Origin of the sequence: Specibacter sp. AOP5-B1-6, assembly GCF_052376555.1 — a bacterium.
In the GTDB taxonomy this organism is placed as follows: domain Bacteria; phylum Actinomycetota; class Actinomycetes; order Actinomycetales; family Micrococcaceae; genus Specibacter.
In genome coordinates, this window is record NZ_JBQSVT010000012.1 from 63,743 (window position 1) to 84,180 (window position 20,438).

Annotated in this window: 22 protein-coding genes; 10 read left to right on the forward strand and 12 right to left on the reverse strand. The window is 63.2% G+C overall.

The window, feature by feature from the left end:
- The first annotated feature begins 103 nt into the window (after positions 1-103).
- The 3 genes from ACT3TS_RS08255 (at position 104) to ACT3TS_RS08265 (ending at position 2,526) form a co-directional block, all read left to right on the forward strand.
- Positions 104-946 carry a glutamate ABC transporter substrate-binding protein gene (locus ACT3TS_RS08255; protein WP_444531077.1) on the forward strand — a complete coding sequence of 281 codons (843 nt, stop codon included), beginning with the start codon at positions 104-106 and terminating at the stop codon, positions 944-946.
- A 90-nt stretch (positions 947-1,036) separates the two neighbouring features.
- The gene (locus ACT3TS_RS08260) at positions 1,037-1,687 is read left to right on the forward strand and encodes an amino acid ABC transporter permease (protein WP_444531030.1); all 651 of its coding nucleotides are present in this window, start codon (positions 1,037-1,039) and stop codon (positions 1,685-1,687) included.
- Positions 1,684-2,526, forward strand: a complete 843-nt coding sequence (locus ACT3TS_RS08265) for an amino acid ABC transporter permease (protein ID WP_444531031.1) — start codon at positions 1,684-1,686, stop codon at positions 2,524-2,526. The genes ACT3TS_RS08260 and ACT3TS_RS08265 overlap by 4 nt, the downstream gene beginning before the upstream one ends.
- A gap of 129 nt (positions 2,527-2,655) precedes the next feature.
- On the opposite strand, the gene dapE is transcribed toward ACT3TS_RS08265, so the two are convergent.
- Complete coding sequence (dapE, locus tag ACT3TS_RS08270; RefSeq protein WP_444531032.1) at positions 2,656-3,819, reverse strand: succinyl-diaminopimelate desuccinylase; 1,164 nt, start codon at positions 3,817-3,819, stop codon at positions 2,656-2,658.
- A 172-nt stretch (positions 3,820-3,991) separates the two neighbouring features.
- Between dapE and ACT3TS_RS08275 the strand changes: the two genes are divergently transcribed.
- From ACT3TS_RS08275 to ACT3TS_RS08300, 6 genes are all read left to right on the forward strand, one after another.
- On the forward strand, positions 3,992-4,684 hold the full coding sequence (locus ACT3TS_RS08275) for a fasciclin domain-containing protein (RefSeq protein WP_444531033.1): 693 nt from the start codon (positions 3,992-3,994) through the stop codon (positions 4,682-4,684).
- 82 nt (positions 4,685-4,766) lie between these two features.
- The gene (sigK, locus tag ACT3TS_RS08280; protein WP_444531034.1) at positions 4,767-5,348 is read left to right on the forward strand and encodes an ECF RNA polymerase sigma factor SigK; all 582 of its coding nucleotides are present in this window, start codon (positions 4,767-4,769) and stop codon (positions 5,346-5,348) included.
- A complete protein-coding gene (locus ACT3TS_RS08285; RefSeq protein ID WP_444531035.1) occupies positions 5,348-6,163 on the forward strand; it encodes an anti-sigma factor in 816 nt (271 codons plus the stop codon). The genes sigK and ACT3TS_RS08285 overlap by 1 nt, the downstream gene beginning before the upstream one ends.
- Positions 6,164-6,270: 107 nt before the next feature.
- Positions 6,271-7,869, forward strand: coding sequence for a molybdopterin-dependent oxidoreductase (locus tag ACT3TS_RS08290; protein ID WP_444531036.1), 1,599 nt, complete (start codon positions 6,271-6,273; stop codon positions 7,867-7,869).
- Positions 7,870-7,968: 99 nt separating this feature from the next.
- The gene (dapD, locus tag ACT3TS_RS08295; protein ID WP_444531037.1) at positions 7,969-8,958 is read left to right on the forward strand and encodes a 2,3,4,5-tetrahydropyridine-2,6-dicarboxylate N-succinyltransferase; all 990 of its coding nucleotides are present in this window, start codon (positions 7,969-7,971) and stop codon (positions 8,956-8,958) included.
- 81 nt (positions 8,959-9,039) lie between these two features.
- A complete protein-coding gene (locus tag ACT3TS_RS08300; RefSeq protein WP_444531038.1) occupies positions 9,040-9,930 on the forward strand; it encodes a hypothetical protein in 891 nt (296 codons plus the stop codon).
- A gap of 16 nt (positions 9,931-9,946) precedes the next feature.
- Here ACT3TS_RS08300 and ACT3TS_RS08305 read toward each other — a convergent pair whose 3' ends face one another.
- From ACT3TS_RS08305 to fdxA, 6 genes are all read right to left on the reverse strand, one after another.
- Entirely contained in the window at positions 9,947-10,558 is a 612-nt protein-coding gene (locus ACT3TS_RS08305; RefSeq protein ID WP_444531039.1) for a hypothetical protein, read from the reverse strand.
- A gap of 179 nt (positions 10,559-10,737) precedes the next feature.
- The gene (locus ACT3TS_RS08310; RefSeq protein WP_444531040.1) at positions 10,738-11,361 is read right to left on the reverse strand and encodes a TetR/AcrR family transcriptional regulator; all 624 of its coding nucleotides are present in this window, start codon (positions 11,359-11,361) and stop codon (positions 10,738-10,740) included.
- Between the two features lie 81 nt (positions 11,362-11,442).
- Complete coding sequence (locus tag ACT3TS_RS08315; protein ID WP_444531041.1) at positions 11,443-11,634, reverse strand: hypothetical protein; 192 nt, start codon at positions 11,632-11,634, stop codon at positions 11,443-11,445.
- Between the two features lie 167 nt (positions 11,635-11,801).
- Positions 11,802-13,085: a citrate synthase gene (locus tag ACT3TS_RS08320; RefSeq protein WP_444531042.1), complete on the reverse strand. Its 1,284-nt coding sequence runs from the start codon at positions 13,083-13,085 to the stop codon at positions 11,802-11,804.
- 214 nt (positions 13,086-13,299) lie between these two features.
- Entirely contained in the window at positions 13,300-14,460 is a 1,161-nt protein-coding gene (gene dapC, locus ACT3TS_RS08325) for a succinyldiaminopimelate transaminase (protein WP_444531043.1), read from the reverse strand.
- A 10-nt stretch (positions 14,461-14,470) separates the two neighbouring features.
- On the reverse strand, positions 14,471-14,794 hold the full coding sequence (fdxA, locus tag ACT3TS_RS08330) for a ferredoxin (RefSeq protein ID WP_444531044.1): 324 nt from the start codon (positions 14,792-14,794) through the stop codon (positions 14,471-14,473).
- A 106-nt stretch (positions 14,795-14,900) separates the two neighbouring features.
- Here fdxA and ACT3TS_RS08335 point away from each other — a divergent pair, with 106 nt between their 5' ends.
- Positions 14,901-15,134: a putative acetyltransferase gene (locus tag ACT3TS_RS08335; RefSeq protein WP_444531045.1), complete on the forward strand. Its 234-nt coding sequence runs from the start codon at positions 14,901-14,903 to the stop codon at positions 15,132-15,134.
- A gap of 72 nt (positions 15,135-15,206) precedes the next feature.
- Here ACT3TS_RS08335 and ACT3TS_RS08340 read toward each other — a convergent pair whose 3' ends face one another.
- From ACT3TS_RS08340 to ACT3TS_RS08360, 5 genes are all read right to left on the reverse strand, one after another.
- Positions 15,207-15,635 carry a hypothetical protein gene (locus ACT3TS_RS08340; RefSeq protein WP_444531046.1) on the reverse strand — a complete coding sequence of 143 codons (429 nt, stop codon included), beginning with the start codon at positions 15,633-15,635 and terminating at the stop codon, positions 15,207-15,209.
- Positions 15,632-16,567, reverse strand: coding sequence for a PIG-L family deacetylase (locus tag ACT3TS_RS08345; RefSeq protein WP_444531047.1), 936 nt, complete (start codon positions 16,565-16,567; stop codon positions 15,632-15,634). The genes ACT3TS_RS08340 and ACT3TS_RS08345 overlap by 4 nt, the downstream gene beginning before the upstream one ends.
- Positions 16,568-16,705: 138 nt before the next feature.
- Entirely contained in the window at positions 16,706-18,487 is a 1,782-nt protein-coding gene (locus ACT3TS_RS08350; protein WP_444531048.1) for an ABC transporter ATP-binding protein, read from the reverse strand.
- A 6-nt stretch (positions 18,488-18,493) separates the two neighbouring features.
- Positions 18,494-19,507, reverse strand: coding sequence for an ABC transporter permease (locus ACT3TS_RS08355; RefSeq protein ID WP_444531049.1), 1,014 nt, complete (start codon positions 19,505-19,507; stop codon positions 18,494-18,496).
- A complete protein-coding gene (locus tag ACT3TS_RS08360; protein ID WP_444531050.1) occupies positions 19,500-20,426 on the reverse strand; it encodes an ABC transporter permease in 927 nt (308 codons plus the stop codon). Before ACT3TS_RS08360 ends, ACT3TS_RS08355 begins: the two co-directional genes overlap by 8 nt.
- Positions 20,427-20,438: the final 12 nt, after the last annotated feature.

Genomic DNA, 20,438 nt, shown 5'->3' on the forward strand with positions numbered 1-20,438 from the left:
CACCGGCCATCGTGGCCGTTTATGAAAGGAATCCCCCTTGAAAAAGTTCTTTAGCAGGAAAAGCCTCGGCGTAGCGGCTGTCCTCACAGCAGCTGCCCTGGCCATGACAGGCTGTGGCGGCGGCGACACGGCTGGCGGCGGCGGCGAACCCGCAGCCGGCGACGCCCCCGCATTTGAAGTTGCCAAGGATGTGGCGCTGACCGGCAGCCCCACCTTTGACAAGATCAAGTCCTCCGGTGCCATCCGCATCGGTGTGAAGGAAGACCAGCCCGGCCTGGGCTACCTCGATGCTGCCACCGGCGAGCGTAGCGGCTTCGACATTGAAATTGCCACCTGGATGGCGGCCTCGCTGGGCGTGGCCAAGGACAAGATCGAGTTCAAGGCCATCCCCTCGGCCAACCGCGAGACGGCACTGGCCAATGGCGACGTTGACCTCTACGTGGGCACCTACTCCATCACGGACAAGCGCAAGGCCATTGTCGACTTTGCCGGACCGTACTTCATCACGGGCCAGGGCCTGCTTGTCTCCAAGGACAACACCGACATCAAGAGTGAAAAGGACCTGGACGGCAAGACGGTGTGCTCCGCCACCGGCTCAACGCCCATCCAGAACATTCGGGAGAATTTCCCGAAGGCCGACCCCAAAGAGTTCGACCTCTACTCCAAGTGCGTTGAATCACTCAAGAATGGCGACATGGACGCGGTGACCACCGACCAGGCCATCCTGTTGGGCTTCGCCTCGGAGGACCCCGACAATCTGAAGGTTGTTGGTGAGCCGTTCACTGTGGAGAAATACGGAATCGGCCTGCCCAAGGGCGACACCGCCCTGCGCACCTTCCTGAACACCACGCTGACAGACGGCAACGCGACTTGGACGAAGATTTACGACTCCACTCTGGGTAAGTCCGGCACCAAGGTTGAACAGCCCAAGGTTGACCAGTACTAACAGACCCCTCAGTGGTGGTGTTGCATCAGCCCTGGCCGATGCAACACCACCACTTCGTCCTCTCGAATTCACTGAAAGCGACACTGCCCTGTGAATGTACTTATTGACAACAGCGATCTGTTCCTCACGGGATTCAAGAACACCGGAATCTTGTTTGCCTTTTCCGCGGTTTTTTCCTTGATCCTTGGCACCATCGTTGCCGGCATGCGAGTCTCGCCCGCACCGGCGATGCGCGCGGCGGGCACCCTCTACGTCAACGCCGTCCGCAACACCCCGCTAACCCTGATCCTGGCCTTCTTTGCCCTGGGCTACCCGAAATTAGGGTTGCCCAGCATCGATTTCATCGTTGCGGCAATCGTCGGTCTCTCGCTCTACACGGCAACGTATGTTTCCGAGGCCATCCGCTCCGGCATCAACACCGTCTCCGTCGGCCAGTCCGAGGCCGCCCGTGCCATTGGCTTGCCTTTCCTGCAGACGTTGACGTTGATCGTGCTGCCACAGGCCTTTCGTTCGGTGGTGCCGCCCCTGTTCAGCGTGTTCATCGCCCTGTTGAAAAACACCACGGTCGCTGCCGGCTTCTCCGTATTTGAGTCCGGCGCCATCCGCGCCTACCTCAGCGAACGCGGCGAGCCGCTGCTGCCCGGACTGCTGTGGGTCGCCTTAATCTTTGTGGTGATGGTGCTGGGCATCCTGACACCGCTGCAACGCTACCTTGAGAAGAAGTGGAGGGTGGCGCGATGAGCTCAGTCCTTTTTGACGTGCCCGGCCCCAAGGCCCGCACACGCAACGTATATCTGAACGTCGTCACGGCCATTGTGGTTGTCGGCATCATTGCCTTCATCTTGTTCAGGTTTTACGAATCCGGCCAGTTTACGGCGGAAAAATGGGAGATCTTTACCTTCCCACGTGTCCAGGAAAAGTTTGTCGAGGCCATTGGGGCGACCCTGAGCGCCTTCGGCGTGGCCGCCGTCGGCAGTCTTGTCCTGGGCATCCTGCTCGCATTTGGACGCCTCTCGGATGCCAGATGGCTCCGGATTCCGTGCTACTGGTTCACCGAGCTCTTCCGTGCAGTACCGCTGCTGATCTTGATGATGATCATGTACTACGGGCTGCCGTCGGTCGGTTTCAAGGGCATCACACCCTTCGTCGCCGTCGTGGTGGGCTTGATTCTGTACAACGGTTCCGTGCTGGCTGAAGTGTTCCGTGCCGGCATTGAGTCGCTGCCCAAGGGCCAGCGCGAGGCGGGGTATGCGATCGGCATGTCCAAAGGCCAAGTGCTGCGCATCATCCTGCTGCCGCAGGCCGTTCGCTCGATGCTGCCGGTGATCATTTCCCAGCTCGTCGTCATCTTGAAGGACACCGCGCTTGGCTTCCTGATCACCTACAACGAGGTTCTGTACTACGCCAACTTCCTCGGTGGCCAGGGCAAATACGGTTCCCCGGTGGTGCCGGCTCTCATGGTCACCGCAGTGATCTATGTGGGGCTGTGCTTGATCCTGTCAGGCATCGCCAAGCTGGTGGAGTCCAAGATGTCCTCACGTGTGAAGGTCGTCAAGACCAAGGTGGGCCAGCTCGGCTAATCCCCACTGCCACCCACACAAGCACCAAACAACACAAAGTGGCCCGCAGTTGTGGTCGTAAAATCGCCTTTTTGAGGCGATTTTACGACCACAACTGCGGGCCACTTGTTTAAGGGGTGTCCAAACTGCTCAGCTGAGCCAGCGGGTCAGCGCCGCCAGGCACTCGCGAATGTCTTCCGCGCGGACGTGTTCGTTGTCACTGTGGGCCAGCAGTGCGTCGCCCGGGCCGAAGTTGACCGCCGGGATCCCCATTTCGCTGAGCCTGGCAACGTCCGTCCACCCGTATTTCGGCAGCGGCGCACGACCCACAGCCGCAACGAACGTGGCCGCCGCCGGTGCGTTCAGTCCGGGTCTGGCACCGGCTGAGGAATCCGTGCACACCAGGTCAGAGCCGGCCAGCAGTTCCCGAACGTGCGCTTCGGCCTGGGCGGGGGTCTTGTCGGGGGCGAACCTGTAGTTGATCTCGACCACGCACTGGTCCGGGATCACGTTGCCCGCGGTGCCGCCATGAATCCGCACGGCGTTCAACGACTCCCTGTAGTCCAGCCCCTCAACCGTGACGGTGGCCGGCGCATGCGCGGCAAGGCGGGCCAAAATCGGGGCGGCCGCGTGAATGGCGTTCTCCCCCATCCACGCCCTGGCCGAGTGGGCGGTAAGCCCGCGCGTGGTGGCCTCAAAACGGATCGTGCCGTTGCAGCCGCCCTCCACCGTCCCGTTCGTGGGCTCAAGCAGGATGCCAAAGTCAGCATCCAGCAGTTCCCGGTTCTCCCGCACCAAACGGCCCAGCCCGCTCTTCGCCGCGGCCACTTCCTCGTGATCGTAAAAAACGAATGTCAGGTCCCTGGTGGGTTCAAGCAGCGTGGCCGCGAGCGCCAGTTGCACGGCCACGCCGCCCTTCATGTCCGTGGCGCCCCTGCCGTACAGCACCTCACCCTCCCAGGAACTGGGCACGGTCCCGCGCGACCCCGGCGTGGTGGGCAGCGGCACGGTGTCCAAATGGCCCGCAAGAATCACCCGTTCGGCCCGGCCCAGCGACGTTCTGGCCACAATGGCATCGCCGTTGCGGGTCACCTGCAGGTGCGGCAGCCCGGCAAGGGCCAGCTCGACGGCGTCGGCCAGTGCTGCCTCATTGCCCGACACACTTTCAATGTCCATCAGCGCGGCCGTCAGCCCGGCAACGTCGGCTTTCACATCCAGCACCACGGCAGCCTTCTTCCCTTGGCCAGTTGGCCCCGGGCACCCGTGCGAGATGGTCTGGGAGTGGGAATCGGCGGTGCTGGCGAGGTTGGTCATTGGGACAGTTTACCGGTGCAGACTACCTCCAAAAGAATTTTTTGACTGTTTCCAATCCGCTTCACCCGGGGCTCCGAAGTACTACCTGACAGCCCACCCCGCAGATCAGGACATGAGACGCGGTACGGGAAGCACGACGGAATCCTTCCGCTTCAGACTACGGAGAATCATCATGAACGTTACCCAGAAGACCCGAACGCGTAAGAGCCTCAGCCTCGGCCTCGGCTTCCTGGCCATCGCAGCATTGGGACTGACGTCCTGCAGCGGCGCCGAAACAACACCCGCGGCAAGCTCGGATGCACCGATGGCGAGCTCGGCAGCACCCATGACCTCCTCAGCTCCGGAATCCAGTGCAGCCATGGACCCGGCCGCTGACTTGGTCGGTTCAGGATGTGCCGCTTACGCCGCAGCCGTGCCCAGTGGCGCAGGCTCCGTTGCCGGCATGGCCGCGGACCCGGTCACCACTGCCGCCTCGAACAACCCGCTCCTGAAGACCCTGACGGCCGCTGTCTCCGGCGAACTGAACAAGGACGTCAATTTGGTGGACACCTTGAATTCAGGCGAATTCACCGTCTTCGCCCCAGTGGACGAGGCCTTTGCCAAGATCCCCGCAGACACCATCGAGGGCCTGAAAACCGATTCCAAGACCCTCACGTCCATCCTGACCTACCACGTGGTTCCCGGCCAGTTGGCTCCCAGCGACATTGACGGAGAGCACACCACAGCTGAGGGCAGCACGCTGAAGGTCACCGGAAGCGGCGACGACTTGATGGTCAACGACTCCAAGGTCATCTGCGGCGGCGTCAAGACAGCCAACGCCACCGTCTACCTCGTCGACACGGTCCTGATGCCCCCGGCGAAGTAACTACAGCCGGTTTTCAGGACAAGTAGCAACACGAAGCGAAGGAACGGGGTTCATGGGCACGGGCCGTGGCAAGGTAGACATTATGCGTTTACCCTGGTTGCGGTCCGTGGAGCCCTTGGCACCACCAACCCATGAGGACCTGATCCGCCTCGTCGCCCTGGGCGACGAGGCGGCCTTCGAAGAACTTTACGACGCAGTGGCCCCAAGGGTCTACGGGTTGGTGCGCCGCGTGGTCCGGGACCCGGCTCAAAGCGAGGAAGTCACCCAAGAGGTCTTCGTTGACGTTTGGGCCCAAGCTACCCGTTTTGACGCAGACCGGGGCAAGGCCATCTCGTGGATTTTGGTCATTGCCCACCGCCGGGCAGTGGACAGGGTAAGGGCAAGCCAAGCCAGCGCCGACCGGGACCTACGCCAGGGAATCAAGGAATACCAGGACAGCTACGACGACGTCGCCAACACCGTGGAAACACAGATGGAAGCCGAACGTGTCCGCCAAGCGTTGGAGACACTCACCGCCCCGCAGCGTGAAGCCATCAGCTTGGCCTACTACGGTGGATATACCCACCAAGAAGTGGCGGAGTTGTTGAAAATCCCGGTCGGTACAGTTAAAACAAGAATTCGCGATGGCATGATCAGACTCAGGGATAGGTTAGGGGTGGCGTAATGGAAAATCAGCTGCATTTGCTCACCGGTGCCTACGCTTTGAACGCCTTGGACAACAAGGAACGAAGCCACTTTGAACGTCATGCCCTGACCGATCCGCAAACCCTGGAAGAAGTGCGCAGCCTCAGTGAGACCGCTGCACTTCTGGCCAGCGCAACACCCGCCGAGACGCCTCCCCCGGCTTTGAAAGCCAACATCATGGCGGCAATTCGCGACACCAGCCAGCTTCCGGCATCCGACGTCGTGCGCGACATTTCCACGGCTGCGGGCAACAGCAGGACTTCGGGCAGCCACCAGGTAAACCGCACCAAAGGCAGCCGTCAGGGAGCCCCCAAGGGAAACCGCTGGGTACCTGCGCTCAGCGCTGCGGCCGCCCTGGCGCTTCTCGGCGGCGTCGGCGTCGGCGGATGGGTCATCGGGCAGAGCTCCTCGGAAGATTCGGTCAACCAACAGCTGGCTGCTGCGCAGGCCCAGCAAGAAGCCATGCTGACCATCATGAGCTCGCCGGACGCTCAAATTGCCACAACACCGTTGCCCGACGGCGGCACGGTGACAGTTGCTTCGTCCATCGAGGTCAACAAGGCCGCCGTCTTGGCCAATGACATGCCGCCACTCCCCGAGGATAAAACTTACGAGCTGTGGTTCATTTCTGACGCCGGCGCAGTCTCGGCCGGGCTGATGGACAGCGTCCAGGCCTCCGCCATGCAAGTCCTCGACGGCAAGGTGGACGGCGCAACCCATGTAGGCATCACCGTGGAACCTGCCGGAGGCTCGGAACAGCCGACCACTACACCGATTCTGGTGCAGAAGATCTAGAACTTTCTGCCCGCGGGGGCAATCCAGCGGACGCCTGGCTCCGAAGTACCATCACATACTTCTACCGCCAGTTTTGCGGTAGCCAACAAAAGTTCAAAGGAGCCCCCATGGGCAAGCTCAGCACGGCGACTAGTAAGCAGGGCAGACGAGGACTGGGCATGGGCGCCTTGGCCGGGGTAATCTCCGCAGGCGTGCTTTTCGCCACCGCCGAACTGCTGGCGGCATTTTTTGGGCCCGCTGCGTCCCCGCTGACGTCGGTGGGTTCCACCTTCATCGACTTCACCCCGGCCTGGCTCAAGGACTTCGCAATCGCCACCTTCGGCACGAACGACAAGTTGGTGCTGCTCATTTCCCTGGTCGTTGCCGCTGCGGTGTTGGCGGCCGTTGCGGGCGTGGTTGGCCGAAGAAACTTCCGGGCCGGCGCCGCCATGGTGCTGGGCTTCGCCGTGGTCATGGCACTGTGCATCATCACCCGCGCGGGAGCAGGCCCCCTTGACCTGTTCCCCCTTCTTCTCGGCGCCGCAGCGGGATTGTGGGCGTTGCGCTTCCTCACCCCGGCCACCGGCCCCTCGGGGGCAGCAGGGCCACCCGCGACTGGCACAGCTGAGAGCCCGACGACGACAGCGGGCGCAGTGCCCAGCCGGCGCACGTTTTTGGTGAGGTCGGCAGCCGTGGCAGGGGCCGCCGTCGTCCTTGGTTTTGGCGGGACGATGCTCTCGACCGCACGCAACACGGCAATTGCCGTCCGCCAGGCCCTGAAGCTCCCGGCCGCCAAGACCAGGGCCGCCCCGCTGCCCGCCGGTGTGCAGGCCCCGGTGGAGGGTGTCACGCCCTTTGTCACGCCCAACACCGATTTTTACCGGATCGACACGGCCCTGCATGTGCCCGTGATTGAACCCTCGACGTGGGAACTGCGCGTGCACGGCATGGTCGAGGAGGAGTTCACTCTGGGCTTTGACGAGCTGCTGGCGGAGGATCTCATAGAGTCGTATGTGACGCTGACCTGCGTTTCCAATGTGGTGGGTGGAAACTTGGCCGGCAATGCAAAATGGCTCGGCTACCCGCTGCGCGAGGTCCTGGCCCGGGCCAAACCCACGGCGGGCGCCGACATGGTCCTGTCCACCAGCAGTGACGGTTTCAGCGCCTCCACTCCCCTGCCCATCCTGCAGGACAGTCGCGACGCCATCCTTGCCGTGGGCATGAACGGCGAGCCGCTGCCGCTGGAACACGGTTTTCCGGTCCGCATGGTGGTGCCCGGGCTGTACGGCTACGTCTCGGCCACCAAATGGGTCGTTGACCTGGAAGTGACAACGTTTGCCGAGAAGGCCGGGTACTGGACGTCCCGCGGCTGGTCCTCGCACGGCCCCATCAAGACGGCATCCAGGGTTGAGGTGCCGCGGGCCCTGGCCCGGGTGCCGGCCGGAACAGTGGCCATCGGCGGCAGCGCCTGGGCTCAAACGAAGGGAATTTCCAAGGTGGAGGTCCAGCTGGACGACGGCGACTGGCAGCTGGCCGAGCTGGCCGCGGAAGCGTCGGTGGACACGTGGCGGCAGTGGTCGTTCATCTGGGACGGGGCCACTACCGGAACCCACCAGGTGCGGGTGCGCGCCTATGACGCGGACAATGAGCGGCAGATCGAGGAACAGGCCCCGCCGGCTCCCGACGGTTCCTCCGGCTGGCACTCAATCACATTCACCGTGACCTAGAGGCATGGCCGTCACAGTTTTTTGGCCCACCGGACTGGCCGGCGGTGTGGCCCGGTTGCGTGGCACAATGCCGACCGGCCTTGCCGATAAACTGGACCCATGACTGACACAGCAGCCCCGAGCAACCGTTCCGCCCACGGCTTCGGCCTTGCCACCATCGCCGGCTCCGGCGATGTGCTGGACGTGTGGTTCCCCGCCCCCGAATTGGGCATCGCCGCCGCTGAGCTGGGCAGCGCCCCGGATGCCAGCGCCGAGCTCACCGCGCTGGCCGAGGCCGGCACGGACACCGACCGCGACGTGCACCAAAACGTGGTGTTTGCCCAAATAAACCTCGATGCCGAACCGGCTGACGCCGTCGACGCCTACCTTCGCCTGCACCTCCTCTCGCACCGTCTGGTGACCCCCAACAGCATCAACCTTGAGGGAATCTTTGGGAAACTCAGCAATGTGGTGTGGACCAACTTTGGCCCCGCCCCGGTGGACGGCTTTGAACTGGCCCGGGCCCGGCTGCGCCGCCGCGGGCCGGTGACTGTTTATTCAGTGGACAAGTTCCCGCGCATGGTCGACTATGTGGTCCCCGCCGGCGTGCGCGTTGCCGACGCCGACAGGGTCCGGCTCGGCGCCCATCTGGCCGAGGGGACCACCGTCATGCATGAAGGGTTCGTGAACTTCAACGCAGGCACGCTGGGCATCTCAATGGTCGAGGGCCGCATCTCCGCCGGCGTCGTGGTGGGCAACGGCACCGACGTTGGCGGCGGCGCCTCCATCATGGGCACCCTCTCCGGTGGCGGCAGGACCCGCATCGTCCTCGGCGAAAGGGTGCTGCTGGGCGCGAACTCGGGCGTGGGCATCAGCATCGGCGACGACTCGGTGGTTGAGGCAGGACTGTATGTCACGGCCGGCACCCGGGTGCGGGTCCTGGGCCCCAAGAACGACGACGGCGAGGACACCACGGTGATCGTCAAGGCCAGCGAACTCTCCGGCGTGCCAAACCTGCTGTTCCGCCGCAATTCCACCTCGGGCGGCGTCGAGGTGCTCCCGCGCAAGGGAACCGCCGTCGAACTCAATGACAGCCTGCATGCCAACTGACCCGCGACCCCGGGGCGCCGCTCCGGAGGTGCACTGCCATGGCGACGAAGCATTCGGCCCCACACCACGGTGCGGCACACCGTGAGGAGCCGGGCGGTCATCGGCTGGATCACAGTTCTGGCAGTCACCGCCGGACTCCTCATTGGCGGCCGTGTGTGGCTGTCCAACACCTTCAAGGACACTTTTGCGCCCGGCCTGTCGCTGGGCTGCAGCGCCACCGTTGGCGAGAACAGTTACAGATTGGCCCTGGAGCAAACAGAAAATGCCGCGCTGATCTCCGGCCTTGCCATGCAGCGGGGCATGCCTGCCCGCGCGGCATCCATTGCCCTCGCCACGGCAATGCAGGAGTCCAAGCTGCGCAACATCAGCTACGGCGACCTGGACTCGGTGGGCCTGTTCCAACAGCGGCCGTCGCAGGACTGGGGCAGCGTGGAGGAAATCATGGATCCGGTGTATTCCGCCAACGCGTTTTACGACGCACTGGCAGAAGTGCCCAACTACGCGGACCTGCCCATCAATGACGCGGCGCAAATTGTCCAACGTTCGGGTTTCCCCCACACTTACGCCCAGCATGAGCCGCTGTCGCGCGCGTTCGCTTCCGCCCTGACGGGGCAGACTCCGCAGGGTTTGAACTGCACCCTCCCACCAGCCACGGCAAGCAGCACGCCCGAAGCTGTCGGCGCAGCAGCCCAGGCGGCAATGGGCCCGCTGGCCCAGTTGGACGCCACAACCACCACAGGCGAAGCCGGCACCAGCCTGCACTTAGAGGTCAATGACGCCTATGGCTGGATGCTGGCCCACTGGGCCCTGGCCCACGCGAACCAGCTCGGTGTTGTTGAAGTCAGCTACGCAGGCCATAAATGGGATCGAAACGCCAATGCCGACGGCCACAACGTGGGCTGGCAGCCAATTGAATCCACAGTTGAGGGACAGCTCGCAATCGTGTTGGCGGCCGCACCAGCCGACGGCTGAGGACCACCGCCGGGTGCTAAACCAGCAGTTCCACCACCGGCTGCACATAACTGCGGAAAATCTCCTGGTCATCGAGCAAATGCGAACTCATGATCAAGCGGTTGGGTTCAATAAACCACGCCCGTTGCTCGGACAAGGGAACCTCCACAATGGTCAACGTGAAGTCCCTGGCACTGCGGCCCAATTCCATTTCCCGGTTTTGCACCAAATCGGCCAGGATTTTATGCCCGCCCAAAGTTTCCCGCTGGGCCGCCATCATGGCATACAGCTGCGACTGCTCCCGTGACCAGGTCAGCGCCGCCCCGTAATGGGCGTGGGCAACCCGCTGCAGTGCAGGCATGCCGGCCAGCTCGGGAAAATCAGGAGGGCTGATGTCTTGTGGGTTCTCGGGAAAGCCGCGCAACAGCCTGGTCCACCAGACCTCCCACTGGTCACGCAGCGCGCCGGTGCCGCCCACCCCTGAGGTCAGCATGGTGTGGTCTGCCGCCGTAACAGCGGGTGCCACGTGCGAAAGTGCGGGGCTGCCGGCCCCCACAAGGCCCGACACGTCCCGAAGGTAAAGTGCCATGAGCATGGGTCCGCACGTATCCATGGTGATTCGCCACCCTGGGCCACCGGTGTGATGCATTGCCTTCGCCTCCAGCCGCCGCAGTGTTGGTGCGGCAATCCCACTTCCAAGATTACTCTGAAGCAGGGAACTGAGCACGGGAAATCCCAACGCGCTTCCCATTGCTGCGCGAGCGTTTGCTAAAAACCCACCATTGCTGCGAGAGCGTTTGGCTTGGAGGTTTGGGTTAAGAGGCTGGGTTAAGCGGTCAGGAGGGAATGCAGGTGGCGGCGCAGCGTTGCCCGGCCTTGTTCGGGTGCTGACCAGTCCGGCTGCAGCACCATGCGCAGGCTCAATCCGTCCAACAGCCCGATCAGCCGCTCGGCTTCATCCACGGGAACCAGCGATTCAGCCGCCAGGGGACTTCCCATCAGCTGCAGCACCACACGGCCGACAACCGCCCCGGTTGCCCTGTAGTCGTCCTGTGCCGCCTCGGCGAGGCCTGCGTTGGTCCGGGCGTCGAGCATGAATTCCATGTGGACCACCGCATCGGCACGGCGGGCCTCATCAAGGGGCAGCAGTTCTTCCAGGACCAGGGCACATTTTTCAATCAGCCCGCTGGTGTCCGTGGGAAGCGGCTCTTCCTCCAGCGCTTCCAACTTGTCCAATGCGCGCACGTGGATCCGCTCGGAGTTTACCCGGAAGGCAAAAACCATCAGTTCGCCCTGGTTGTCAAAATAATGCCGCACCGAACCGAGTGCCAGGCCAGCAGCCATAGCCACATTCCGTAGCGAGGCTTGTGTCAGGCTGCGTTCTGCAATGACTTCAAAGACAGCGTCTGCGACGAGCTCACGGCGATCGTCGACATCTACAATTTTGGGCACACATCTTTTTTAGCACAGATGTCTCACAAATGCTCAATTGCCGGTGCACCGGCCACCGAAGTCCCGGAGAGAAGGGCAAAGTTAGTTGCCGGCGGCGGCATTCTTCTTTTTGTCCAGGTACAGCAGCACCAGCAAGACCAGCATGATGACAAGCGAGCCGATGAAGAACGGCAGGAACACTGTTTTGCCGACCAGCAGCAGGATGCCCAGCACCACCACGACAATGGGGAAGGCCATGGAAAAGGTGTGCAGCAGCAGTGTCGACATTTTCATAGTTTTACTTTCGTGCCAGGGTTGCATGAGAAAAGCGGCGGGCGGCTCCCCAAGGGAAGCCTCCCGCCGCCGTCGTACTATGAGCCCACGCTTGCCAGGTCCGGCAAACTGGGCCCCCAGTTCCTAGGGCCCGCCCCGAGCGCGCGAGGGGTGGGAGGAGCTGGGGATTACCGCGAAGGGTACATGCGCTCCGGCTCGCCGATGTACAGCTGGCGGGGACGGCCGATCTTGGTCTCCGGGTCCTTCATCATTTCGCGCCACTGGGCAATCCAGCCCGGCAGGCGGCCGATGGCGAACAAGACGGTGAACATCTTTTCGGGGAAGCCCATGGCCTTGTAGATCAGGCCCGTGTAGAAGTCCACGTTCGGGTAGAGCTTGCGGGAGATAAAGTAATCATCCGTCAACGCAACTTCTTCCAGGCGCATGGCGATGTCGAGGAGTTCGTCGTTGCCGCCGAGCTTCTCCAGGATCTCGTGGGCCGTGGCCTTGACGATCTTGGCGCGCGGGTCGTAATTCTTGTAGACGCGGTGCCCGAAGCCCATGAGCTTCACGCCGTCTTCCTTGTTCTTGACGCGCTCAACGAACTTCTCAACGGGCTCGCCGCTGGCCTGGATCTGGCGGAGCATGTTCAGCACGGCCTCGTTCGCGCCGCCGTGCAGCGGGCCAAAGAGTGCGTTGATGCCGGCAGAGACGGAGGCAAACATGTTGGCGTTGGCGGAACCCACCAGGCGGACGGTGGAGGTGGAGCAGTTCTGCTCGTGGTCTGCGTGCAGGATCAGCAGCAGGTCAAGGGCCTTGACCACTACCGGGTCCATCTCGTAGGGCTCGGCCGGCAGGCCAAAGCTCAGGCGCAGGAAGTTTTCGACCAGGCCCATGGAGTTGTCCGGGTACAGCATGGGCTGGCCGATGGACTTCTTGTGGGCGTAGGCGGCCAGCACGGGCAGCTTGGCCATCAGGCGGATGGTGGCCATCTCAACCTGCTCGTCGTCGAACGGATCCAGCGAGTCCTGGTAGAACGTGGACAGCGCCGAGACAGCCGAGGACAGCACCGGCATGGGGTGCGCGTCGCGCGGGAAGCCGCCGAAGAAGCCCTTGAGGTCTTCGTGCAGCATGGTGTGGCGGCGGATGCGCTGGTCAAACTTGTCCAGCTCTGCCGCGGTGGGCAGGTTCCCGTAGATCAACAGGTAGGAAACTTCCAGGAAGCTGGAGTGCTCCGCCAGTTCCTCGATGGGGTATCCGCGGTAGCGCAGGATGCCCTCGTCACCGTCGATGTAGGTGATGGCGGACGACGTGGCAGCCGTGTTGACGAAGCCGGGGTCGTACGTGACGGCACCGGTCGTCTTCAACAACTTGGACACGTCGTAGCCGGCGTTGCCTTCCACAGCGTCAAGCCGTGGGAGTTCAAGTTCTCCGCCGTCGTAGCGCAGCGATGCGCTCGTGGAATCAGTCATGGAGTCCCCTTCATGAGGTAGCCTGCGAAAGGCTTTCGTTAGTTCAATGCTGGTTTCCGTCCGCGGGCACCCGCTCACGTTGAGGTAATACCCGAGAAAAACTCAGCACATTAAGCGTCCGGTGGCCTAGACGGCTAACTACGAAACTACCGCTTAGTAGCCCTTCAACACTAATCCTGAACCCGCATAAACCGCAGATTCCGCCAAAATGCCGCTATTTTTCGTTGAGCCGGCGGGCCGCGGCCGCAATGCGCTCGTCGCTGCCGGTCAACGCCACACGGATAAAACCGTTCCCGGCTTCACCGTAAAAAGTGCCCGGCCCCGCCACAATGCCCAGCTCGGCAAGCCGGCCAATGGTGGTCCAGGTGTCTTCGCCTGCGGTGCACCACAGGTACAGCCCGGCCTCTGAATGGTGGATGGTGAGCCCAAACGCCTCCAGCGCACCAACCAGCTGGCTGCGCCGGCGCCGGTACAACGCCTTTTGGGCGCTCACATGGGCGTCGTCACCCAGCGCCACCCGCATGGCTTCCTGGACGGGGTGCGGCACGATCATGCCGGCGTGCTTGCGACTGTTGACAAGGTTCGCCACGATGGCGGAGTCGCCGGCCACAAAGGCGGCCCGGTAGCCGGCCAGGTTGGATTGCTTGCTCAAGGAGTAAATGGCCAGCAGGCCCTCGTTTGAGCCGCCGCTGACACGGGGGTCAAGCACACTGGGCACGGCCTCGCCGCCATTTTCAGGATCCCATTGGCCCCAGCCCAGCTCGCCATAGCACTCGTCCGAAGCCACGACGGCGCCGATCTCCCGCGCCGCCGCAACCAGCTCCCGGAGTTCGGAAACACCGCGCACGATCCCGGTGGGGTTGCCCGGCGAGTTGACCCACACCAGGCGCACCCTGGCGAGCGTCTCGGCGTCGAGCTCGGCCAGGGAATCCGCGGCAACGGAAGTGGCTCCGGCAAAAACAGCGCCCATGTCGTAGGTGGGGTAGGCAACGGACGGCCGCACCACCACGTCGCCGGCACCAAGCCCCAACAGCAGCGGCAGCCAAGCCACGAGCTCCTTCGAGCCGACAGTGGGCATGACATCGGCCGGCGAGAGACCGTGCACGTTGCGGCGCCGGGCAAACCAGTCGACAACCGCCTGGCGCAGGGCCAGGGTGCCGTGCGTGGTGGGATAGCCCGGCGCGTCCGCAGCCGCCTTCAGGGCGTCCTGGACCAGTGCCGGCGTGGGGTCCACGGGCGTGCCGATGGACAGGTTCACCGGCCCGTCCGGGTGCTTGGCGGCGGTGGCCAGATAGGGTGCCAGCGCATCCCACGGGTAGTCGGGAAGCTGCAGGCCGAAGGGCCTGCCGGAGGCGTGCTGCGGGGCCGTTGTCATGGGGTGCGAATCAGTCCTGGTTCTGCGGCGGAAGCACGGCAATGATGGGGTGGTCGGTGTGCGTGTTGCCGACCTTGGCAGCACCGCCCGGGGACCCCAGCACGTCAAAGAACTCAACATTTGCCTTGTAGTATTCGGCCCACTCGTCCGGGGTGTCATCCTCGTAGTAGATGGCCTCCACCGGGCACACCGGTTCACAGGCACCACAGTCAACACACTCGTCGGGGTGGATGTAGAGCGAGCGTTCACCCTCGTAGATACAGTCAACAGGGCACTCCTCAACACATGCCTTGTCCTTGACATCCACGCACGGCTGCGCAATTACGTACGTCACGAACCCCAACCTTCCTCACAAATTCTTCCGGCACAGATCGGGCCGGTGCAACCATTATCCCCCACCGCCGCCCCACCCGCACATCGACGAGACTTAGTATGAAGAGGTGAACAGTGCACTGGACCGACTCGCGCAACTTCCCTTGGGCACCCGCATGGTGGTCCGCCACCGGATTGACGGCGGCCTGACCGACGCGCTCGGCGACCTCACAGCCCGCGATGGCCAAGGCTGCACCATCAGCACCCGGACCGGTCCGGTGAGAATAAAGTACGACGACGTCCAGCTCGCCAAGGCTGTCCCCCCGCCTCCGCCGCGGCGTGCGCGGCGCACCCCGGCTTAACCTGGGTGGGTTCCGGTGCTGGTTCCGGTGCTGGTTCCGGTGCTGGTTCCGATGGGAAAATTGAGGTTGGGGTTATTTCCGTTGGGAGCGGAGGACGGCCCAGGCCAGCCAGGCAGTCAGTGGGGTCACGAACGCGATCCCGTACAGCCACACCCTCCCCTGCATGTTGTCGAAGATCATCCCAAAGGCACCCAATTGCAGGGACAGCAGCCCCGCGGTGGCATAGGCTGCGGCGCCGCACCAGACGACTATCCAGGAGCTCCTGCTCCACAGCCCGACGAACATGCCCACGGCCGCCAGCAGCACCAGGGCCAGCACGGCACCGTAGGGAACAATCACATCTGAACCGTTCAGGAACCAGGCGTGGCCGTGCAATGACGTCCCCAAGAGCCCGGCGCCCACGCCTGCACCGACTGCGGCGGCAAGAACTGCCCAGCGCCGGGGCGTTGGGAACGAGAAACGGGGCTTGGGCCCCGGCGGCGGCTGGGCCGGTTCCGTCATGAGTTCGCGGCCCCGGGCGCCGGGTCAGCCGGCGTCGTGTCGGCGGGCGTCGGGTAAATCTGGGCCGGGTCCACGACGGTGAATTCCTCGACGGCGGTGATGTCCCTCCAGACGTCGTCGGAGAGTGCATATCGCTGACCCGCAACAGTAATTTGGGTGCGGTGGGCCCTCATGGCTGCGGTCTTGGCAGCAAGGTCGCCCTCCACGGCAATCCGTGTCGTGCCTGGGTCGTGGGGGCGCTCGGGGCGGTCGCTGACGATGGCGTAGACGTTCGGGACCTTCCAACCGGTCACCACGGCAGCGGATCCCGCCGGCCCTGCCGGCCCCGCTGCTGTGGCGAGACGCAGCGCGGCCATGGTGAGTTGGTGTGTTCGCACGTGGTCCGGGTGTCCGTAGCCGCCGTCGGCGGCATAGGTGACCACGGCGTCCGGGCGCAGGTCCCGAATGGCTGCTGCAAGCAGGTCAGCCGTCTCCATCAGCGGTGCCTGTGAAAAAGATCCGGGCAGGACCTCGGCGGCAGCTGTCGCGCGGCCTTCTGCGTCCCACTGCATTCCGGAGTCCCGGAAGACCACTTCGCCGCCGGCGGGGGCCGTGAGCCCCTGCCCCAGCCACATGTGTGCGTGCACGCCCAGCGCGGCCAGTGCCTCGGCCAGCTCGTGTTCCCGCACAAGCGCCAGCCCTGCACCCGTCTCTTCCGCAGTTGGCTCTCCCGCAGCAAGCTCCTCCTGGTTGACTTCCAGATGGGCCAGCTCGGGCGGGATGACCTCGCCCAGCTCTCCACGGGTGCACGTGAGCAAAACAACGTTGGCGCCCGCCGAAGCGGCCGCAGCCATGGTTGCGCCGGTGACAATTGTCTCGTCGTCCGGGTGCGCATGCACAAACAGGATGGTGGTGTCCGGCCCGGTTCCAGGCAGCAAAGCAGGTGTATTCATGGTGTCCAATCTACCCGCCCCCGCAGGACCCTCCACAAGGGGCAGACCCGCGGCGCACAGCAAAGGCCGGCACGCCCGGAACAATCTCCGTGCGTGCCGGCCTTTGCTGCGCAAACGCTTTGCACAGTACCTGTTGCGCTAAACCAGAAGCGATGCTCCCGGAATGGCGTTGAGCAGGTCCTGCGTGTAACGCTGCTGCGGGTTGCTGAAGACCTCGTCGGTGGTTGCCTGCTCCACGAGCCGCCCCTTTTGCATCACGCACACATCGTCGGCGATCTGACGGACCACCGCCAGGTCGTGGGTGATGAACAAGTAGGTCAGCCCCAGATCTTCCTGCAACTCATTGAGCAGGTTTAGCACCTGCGCCTGCACCAGGACGTCCAGCGCCGAGACAGCCTCGTCACAGATGATGACGTCCGGGTTCAAAGCCAAGGCCCGGGCAATGGCGATGCGCTGACGCTGGCCGCCGGAGAGCTCATTGGGGAAACGCTGCATCGTCGAGGCAGGCATGGAGACCTGATCCAACAATTCGCGCACCTTTTTTTCCCGCGACTTGGCGTCACCGATCTTGTGGATCTTCAACGGTTCTTCGATGGTCCGGTAGATGTTGAACATCGGGTCCAGCGAACCGTAGGGGTCCTGGAAGATCGGCTGCACGCGCCGGCGGAAGTCAAAGAGCGCTTTGCCCTTGAGCGTGTTCACTTCCACGCCGTCAAACTTGATGCTGCCCTCGGTGGGCGGCAGGAGGCTCAACGCCATCTGGGCCACAGTTGACTTTCCGGAACCGGACTCGCCCACGATTGCCATGGTGGATCCACGTTTCACGCTGAACGAGACATCGTCCACGGCCTTGAAGTCGCTGGACTTGCCCAGCGAGCCACGAAGTTTGAAGACCTTGGTGAGGTTCTTGATTTCCAGGAGCGTGTCGCCACGGCCGGCCGGCTTGTGCAGGTTGATGCTGCCTGCCGCTTCGGCAGCCAGGGCTGCCTTGCGGACGTCGACCGGTTCGGTGACTTCCACCGTGGTGGCCGCAGCTGCGGCCGCCAGGGCTTCCTTTGCCTTGTCCGACTGCAACCGCTTGGACGCCAGCGACGGGGCGGAGTTCACCAAGCGCTGCGTGTACGGGTGCCTCGGGTTGCGCAGAATCTCCAAAGCGGGACCCGATTCAACCACCTGCCCCTTGTACATCACCACCAGTTTCTCTGCACGCTCGGCAGCAAGGCCGAGGTCGTGGGTGATCAACAGCACGGCGGTGCCCAGCTCCGTCGTCATCCGGTCCAGGTGGTCCAGAATCTGGCCCTGCACTGTGACGTCCAGAGCCGACGTTGGTTCGTCGGCAATGAGCAGGCGCGGACGGCAGGCCAAGCCGATGGCAATAAGCGCGCGCTGGCGCATGCCGCCGGAGAACTCGTGCGGGTACTGCTTGGCCCTCGCCTCGGCATCGGGCAGGCCGGCTTCCGCCAATACCTCCGCCACCCGTGCCTTGGAATTCGCTCCAGCCAAACCGTTGGCCTTGAGCGTTTCCTTGACTTGGAAACCAATTTTCCAGACCGGGTTCAGGTTCGACATGGGATCCTGCGGAATCATGCCGATGGAGTTACCGCGCAGTTCCACGATCCGCTTGGAGCTGGCTTTCGTGATGTCTTCGCCGTCAAACATGATCTGCCCGCCGCTGACGCGGCCGTTGCTGGGCAGGAGGCCAATGGCTGCCAGTGCTGTGGTGGACTTGCCCGAACCGGACTCGCCCACAATGGCAACTGTTTCGCCGGGCATGATGGTCAGGTGCGCATTGCGCACCGCGTTGACCGGACCACCCTGGGTATCGAAGGTGATGGCCAGGTCCTTGATTTCCAGCAGCGGTGCATCGTCCGCGCTGGCTGGTTTCCGAGCGTCAGACTTTCCGAATTCAATGGTTGACATCAGAAATCACCGCTTCCTTGCTTTGGGGTCGAGGGCGTCGCGCAGTGCATCACCGAGCATGATGAAACTCAAAACGGTGATGGACAGCGCGACGGCGGGCCAGAGCAGCACGCCGGGGTTGTTGCGCACCTGCGGTTGGGCCGCCGAGATGTCATTGCCCCACGACATGACCGAGAAGGGCAGACCAATGCCCAGGAACGACAACGTCGCCTCGGCCACGATGAACGTGCCGAGGGAAATGCTGGCCACCACGATGATGGGCGCCAGCGAGTTCGGCAGCACATGTTTCACCAGCGCGCTAAAGCGGGAAAGCCCCAGCGCCTTGGCCGCCGTGACAAAGTCAGCGTTGCGGTTTTCCAGCACGGCTCCGCGCGTAATGCGGGCAATTTGCGGCCAGCCAAAGAGCACCAGCGCCACAACAACCGTCCAAACGCTCCTGTTATCACGGAAGGCGGGCAACTGGTTGATGACAATGGCACCAAGGATCAGAGGCAAAGCGAAGAATACATCACCAAGGCGTGCCAGGATGGCGTCAAGCCAGCCTCCGTAGTAACCGGCCAAGGCACCCATGATGCCGCCGATGATCAGCACACCAGTGGTGGTAAATATACCCACCATGAGAGATGCACGCGTGCCATAGATCATGCGGGCATAGACGTCGCAGCCTTGCAGCGTGAAGCCAAGCGGGTGCCCGGAGCGTGCACCCTCGGCAGAGTCGTCCAAGGTGCAGCTGGTCGGGTCAACGCTGGCGAACCATTGCGGGAAAATTGCCACCACCGCCACCAGCACGATCAACAGTGCGGAAATAATAAACAGCGGCTGCTTGCGCAGATTGCGCCAGGCCTCCGCCCACAGGCTCAGCGGCGCCCCGCCTTCCTCAACTTTGTCAACGGCTGCCAGTGGCGTTTCCTCCAGCGGCGCCACGAAGTGTTCAATCACGCGGGTGGACTTTTTGCCGAGGCGCGGGGCCGAAGCCACTGACTTCCTCGGTTCAGTTTCAGGTGTCAAGTTTTCAGACATAGCGAATCCTCGGATCGAGCAGTGCGTACAAAAGGTCCACAACGAGGTTGGCAGCAACAAACACTATGACCAGAACGCTAACGACGGCCACAACGGTGGCACTCTCTCCCTTGAGGATGGCCTGGTATAGGAGGTTGCCAACCCCAGGGACGTTGAAAATTCCTTCGGTGACAATGGCGCCGCCCATAAGGGCGCCCAAGTCAGCACCTAGGAACGTCACCACGGGGATCAATGAGTTGCGCAGGATATGGACCACCACCACGCGACGGCGGCTCAAGCCCTTGGCCGTTGCCGTGCGGACATAGTCGGCGTTCATATTTTCGCTAATGGAGGCCCTGGTGAGCCGGATGACATAGGCAAGGGACACGAGACCCAGGACCAGCGCCGGCAGGATGAGTTCGTTCCACGGTGCCCCGCCGCTGACGGTGGGGCGGGCCCAGCCCAGCTTGACGCCGACCACCAGCTGGAGGACGAAGCCAAGCACAAACGTGGGCACGGCGATGACAATCAAGGACGCAACAAGGACGGTGCTGTCAAACAGCTTGCCCTTGCGCAGCCCGGCAATAACGCCGAATAGTATACCGAAAACGGCTTCGAACGCCAGGGCCATGATGGCCAGGCGTGCAGTCACCGGGTAGGCGCGGCCAATGACGGCCGCCACTTCCTGCCCGGAGAATGTTTGGCCAAGGTTCAAAGTAACGAGATTCTTCAGATAAAGAAAGTACTGGACCCAGAATGGCTGGTCCAAGTTGTACTGGGCGCGGAGGGCCGCCTCGACGGCCGGAGCCATGGGCTTGCCGCCGGAAAGCGCGGCGATGGGATCGCCTGGTGTGGCAAAGACTAGGAAGTAAACGAGCAGCGTTGCCCCGAAGAAGACGGGAATCAGCTGCAGGAAGCGGCGGAGCGTGAACATGACCATCAGAGAGTCACC

Coding starts and splice junctions, on each gene's coding strand:
- ACT3TS_RS08255 (WP_444531077.1), top strand. CDS start 104: ATGACAGGCTGTGGCGGCGGCGACACGGCTGGCGGCGGCGGCGAACCC.
- ACT3TS_RS08265 (WP_444531031.1), top strand. CDS start 1,684: ATGAGCTCAGTCCTTTTTGACGTGCCCGGCCCCAAGGCCCGCACACGC.
- dapE (WP_444531032.1), bottom strand. CDS start 3,819: ATGACCAACCTCGCCAGCACCGCCGATTCCCACTCCCAGACCATCTCG.
- ACT3TS_RS08275 (WP_444531033.1), top strand. CDS start 3,992: ATGAACGTTACCCAGAAGACCCGAACGCGTAAGAGCCTCAGCCTCGGC.
- sigK (WP_444531034.1), top strand. CDS start 4,767: ATGCGTTTACCCTGGTTGCGGTCCGTGGAGCCCTTGGCACCACCAACC.
- ACT3TS_RS08285 (WP_444531035.1), top strand. CDS start 5,348: ATGGAAAATCAGCTGCATTTGCTCACCGGTGCCTACGCTTTGAACGCC.
- ACT3TS_RS08290 (WP_444531036.1), top strand. CDS start 6,271: ATGGGCAAGCTCAGCACGGCGACTAGTAAGCAGGGCAGACGAGGACTG.
- dapD (WP_444531037.1), top strand. CDS start 7,969: ATGACTGACACAGCAGCCCCGAGCAACCGTTCCGCCCACGGCTTCGGC.
- ACT3TS_RS08305 (WP_444531039.1), bottom strand. CDS start 10,558: ATGCATCACACCGGTGGCCCAGGGTGGCGAATCACCATGGATACGTGC.
- ACT3TS_RS08315 (WP_444531041.1), bottom strand. CDS start 11,634: ATGAAAATGTCGACACTGCTGCTGCACACCTTTTCCATGGCCTTCCCC.
- ACT3TS_RS08320 (WP_444531042.1), bottom strand. CDS start 13,085: ATGACTGATTCCACGAGCGCATCGCTGCGCTACGACGGCGGAGAACTT.
- dapC (WP_444531043.1), bottom strand. CDS start 14,460: ATGACAACGGCCCCGCAGCACGCCTCCGGCAGGCCCTTCGGCCTGCAG.
- ACT3TS_RS08340 (WP_444531046.1), bottom strand. CDS start 15,635: ATGACGGAACCGGCCCAGCCGCCGCCGGGGCCCAAGCCCCGTTTCTCG.
- ACT3TS_RS08345 (WP_444531047.1), bottom strand. CDS start 16,567: ATGAATACACCTGCTTTGCTGCCTGGAACCGGGCCGGACACCACCATC.
- ACT3TS_RS08350 (WP_444531048.1), bottom strand. CDS start 18,487: ATGTCAACCATTGAATTCGGAAAGTCTGACGCTCGGAAACCAGCCAGC.
- ACT3TS_RS08355 (WP_444531049.1), bottom strand. CDS start 19,507: ATGTCTGAAAACTTGACACCTGAAACTGAACCGAGGAAGTCAGTGGCT.
- ACT3TS_RS08360 (WP_444531050.1), bottom strand. CDS start 20,426: ATGGTCATGTTCACGCTCCGCCGCTTCCTGCAGCTGATTCCCGTCTTC.